The sequence below is a fragment of the Erwinia typographi genome, assembly GCF_000773975.1.
Classification (GTDB): domain Bacteria; phylum Pseudomonadota; class Gammaproteobacteria; order Enterobacterales; family Enterobacteriaceae; genus Erwinia; species Erwinia typographi.
In genome coordinates, this window is sequence record NZ_JRUQ01000020.1 from 1 (window position 1) to 3,093 (window position 3,093).

At 45.0% G+C, this 3,093-nt stretch carries 4 protein-coding genes; all 4 read left to right on the plus strand.

The features are described 5' to 3' along the window. On the plus strand, positions 1-502 hold a 502-nt coding region (locus tag NG99_RS06020; RefSeq protein WP_034889506.1), incomplete at its 5' end, for an IS481 family transposase. Positions 503-629: 127 nt separating this feature from the next. Further along, positions 630-1,361 carry a methyltransferase domain-containing protein gene (locus NG99_RS06025; protein ID WP_052130577.1) on the plus strand — a complete coding sequence of 244 codons (732 nt, stop codon included), beginning with the start codon at positions 630-632 and terminating at the stop codon, positions 1,359-1,361. Between the two features lie 211 nt (positions 1,362-1,572). Continuing rightward, on the plus strand, positions 1,573-2,166 hold the full coding sequence (locus tag NG99_RS06030; protein WP_034889509.1) for a hypothetical protein: 594 nt from the start codon (positions 1,573-1,575) through the stop codon (positions 2,164-2,166). Then, complete coding sequence (locus tag NG99_RS06035) at positions 2,159-2,731, plus strand: hypothetical protein (RefSeq protein WP_034889512.1); 573 nt, start codon at positions 2,159-2,161, stop codon at positions 2,729-2,731. The genes NG99_RS06030 and NG99_RS06035 overlap by 8 nt, the downstream gene beginning before the upstream one ends. Positions 2,732-3,093: the final 362 nt, after the last annotated feature.

The following is a 3,093-nucleotide window of genomic DNA, read 5'->3' on the forward strand; positions in this document are numbered from 1 at the left end:
CCACCTTGACGGACTCGACCGTTCGTTGGATACGTATTCGAAAGTGGCACATTGCAAGCTGTATACGAGTAAAACGCCGATCACCGCTGCTGACCTGCTCAATGATCGCGTATTGCCGTTCTATGAGTCTCAGGGGCTGCCGATGCTGAGAATACTAACCGACAGGGGGACGGAGTACTGTGGTAAAGTGGAACAGCATGATTACCAGCTGTATCTGGCTATCAACGATATTGACCATACGAAAACGAAAGCGATGTCTCCGCAGACGAACGGTATCTGCGAGCGCTTCCATAAAACCATTTTACAGGATTTTTATCAGGTTACGTTCCGCAAGAAGTTATACGGAGACCTGGAAAGCCTTCAGACGGATCTGGACAACTGGCTGTGGCATTACAATAATGAGCGAACGCATCAGGGGAAAATGTGCTGCGGGCGTACGCCAATGGCCACTTTACTTGATGGGAAACGAGTCTGGGCAGAAAAGAATCTGAACCAGATTTAATCCGACAGACACCTGTATAAATAATCAGTGACTGTCAGATCAGGTCTGACTAGTACAGTTTTATCATTTCCCGATTTTTGCACCAGCGCCCGGATGTAATTATTAAGCTAAAAAAAATAGGTGACTTATGTTAAATGTTATTGTCAATGACTTCAAATTAGTTGCAAAAAATAAAATGTTCCTTCAAAGCTCTAAAGGAAGATCAGCTGCCCCAAAAAAAATCATATTTGATCTTCTTGATTCTGAAGGAGGAAAAATTTTAGATATTGGATTTGGAGTTGGCGACTTGGGGAGATTAATAAAAAATAATGCATCAATAATAAATTGGGAGATTGATGGCATTGATGGCTTTGAACCAAATTGTTATAATGGTGAATTAATTTCAAAGAAAATATACAGAAATATCTGGCATGGTTTAGCACACGAAATCCCCATTAATAAACTGAAAGAATATGACATTATATGTCTCTTGGATGTCATTGAGCATATTTCTGCTGAAAATGCTAAAGAGTTGATTAGATTCTTGTTACTGAATATGCATGAAAATGCTTTCTTATTTATAAGTACACCATTGTATTTTTATATTCAGAATACACAGCAGGATGGCGACCTTGAAGAACACTTAATCGGCCTTCCTGCTACTTCAATGATGGGGTTAGTCCCCGTTATGTATGCCATTGTTCCGCCACTTATTGGTGGTTTTGTTTATAAAAAAAACAGTATTGATTTCATAGACCTTTTCTGTCCGATCACTGATAAAACATTCACCAAAGAAAAAGGATTGATGGTAGTGAAATCACTGAGTATGGATTTTTCTATGGATGGGCGTACCATAAAAATGGATGTTGCCACATATTAGGGGTTAAGTATTCAATGCGTTGATCGTAGTGTGAAATCTGGTTGTGACGTAGATTTAGAGGTAATGGTTGATCGTCATATACTACCCGATGATCTTATCGTGCATTTTTTCTGGCGTTGAGAATAAGATAGTCTTGGGGCCAGCCGTTTAAGATGGGGTTGCAAATATGACTTAATCTTAAGTACTGGGAGTGATAAGGGGATGTTAAGCGATGAGTTTTGATAAGCGGTTGCACCGTGCTGTCATTGTCGGCAGTGGCCCCTCAGCAAGGGGATTCATTCCGTCTAATGATGTGACCGTCATTGCTGTTAATGGCGCAGTTGACTGGCTTCCCCGTGCCGATCATTTTTTCACGCTCGATCCATCGGCTGAAAATCTGCGCCGACTTTCCCAGCGGCGCGATGGCGTTCACTATCATGCTGCGGGGCTGTCGTGCACGCTTCCGGGGGTCCAACTGTATCATCGGCTCGCCCGGCGTGGTGCCGAGCCGATGATCAGGTATTCACCGGCGTGGTGGTTATGGCGGTGGTCGGCAGTTCTTGGGCTTTCTGAAGACGAAAACATCATTCATTCTGGTAACAGCGCTTGGGGGGCGCTTGGCCTGGCTTATCATCTGGGGTTCAAGGATGTAGCCCTGATTGGCGTTGATGCTACTAAAGAGTCGCGTATCGAAGGAGGTCGAACCCGCGATCTCAGTCACCTTCCGTTGCTGTTTGCAAGTGCGTTGGGTCAGATTAACGTCGTCAGTTGTGGTAAGCTAAGCGGCATCCCACAGATGGCAATGGAGGAATGGCTTAATGTATAGCCCCGTATTTGTTTCATTTTTTACTGGAAACTGGATTTATCCTCAGATGGCCGAACGGCTGGCGGATTCACTGGATGGTCTGGGGCTGCATCACGATATTCGCGGCATCGAAAGTGGTGACAACTGGCTTGCTAACACGCGCCTTAAGGCGGGCTTTATTCGCCAGATGCTTGATGTCTACCCGCGCATTGTTTGGGTCGATGCCGATAGCGATATACATAAATTGCCGCATATGCTCCTTAATTTTCGTGAAGATCTGTTTCTGCGGCCGCATTCTACTGTCCCAGGCAGAGCGTGGCATGTTTCAGTTATGGGCTGGTCGTCGAATAATAGGACAAAGGCCCTCTGCGATGATTGGAGCTGGTTTGCTGATGCCTATGGCGGCACAGATGAAGCAGCTTTTGATGCCGTGATTCGCCGTCACCAGATGGGACTGACTATCGGCAGTATGCCGCTTGAATACCATCGTTTGCCGCATGAGACGGCTGAGAACGTGGTTATAACTATCGGTATTTCTAAAGATTCTGATAAAATGCGAATTAAATACGGAGATGGCTTCAAATGACCATAATTGCAACCGTTTTAAAATCCGGCGGAGAATATTTGCCGACTCACGTACGGCGACTGCACGAACAATTTTATGATCTGCAATCCATCTGCTAATCTGATGTTCCCGTTCCGGGCGTTAACATACTCCCATTGCGGTATGGTTGGGCGGGATGGTTCATGGTTAGGAGATTGAATCGCTTCTTTTGATAGCACATAACCATGAATATCATGCATGGGCTATCCCCTTATGGTGCAGCTATGTGTGAGTTTATGTATGAAAATGCCATCTTTCGCCGTGTTTTTAACCTGAAATCCATTTTTCAGGCACACTGATCCAGAACCGGCATTCGCAGCCATCGGGTAGAGTCTTAGGGCGTG

What these genes read in the sequence shown, in the direction of transcription:
- NG99_RS06025 (WP_052130577.1), top strand. Translation starts at nt 630, where the DNA reads ATGTTAAATGTTATTGTCAATGACTTCAAATTAGTTGCAAAAAATAAA.
- NG99_RS06030 (WP_034889509.1), top strand. Translation starts at nt 1,573, where the DNA reads ATGAGTTTTGATAAGCGGTTGCACCGTGCTGTCATTGTCGGCAGTGGC.
- NG99_RS06035 (WP_034889512.1), top strand. Translation starts at nt 2,159, where the DNA reads ATGTATAGCCCCGTATTTGTTTCATTTTTTACTGGAAACTGGATTTAT.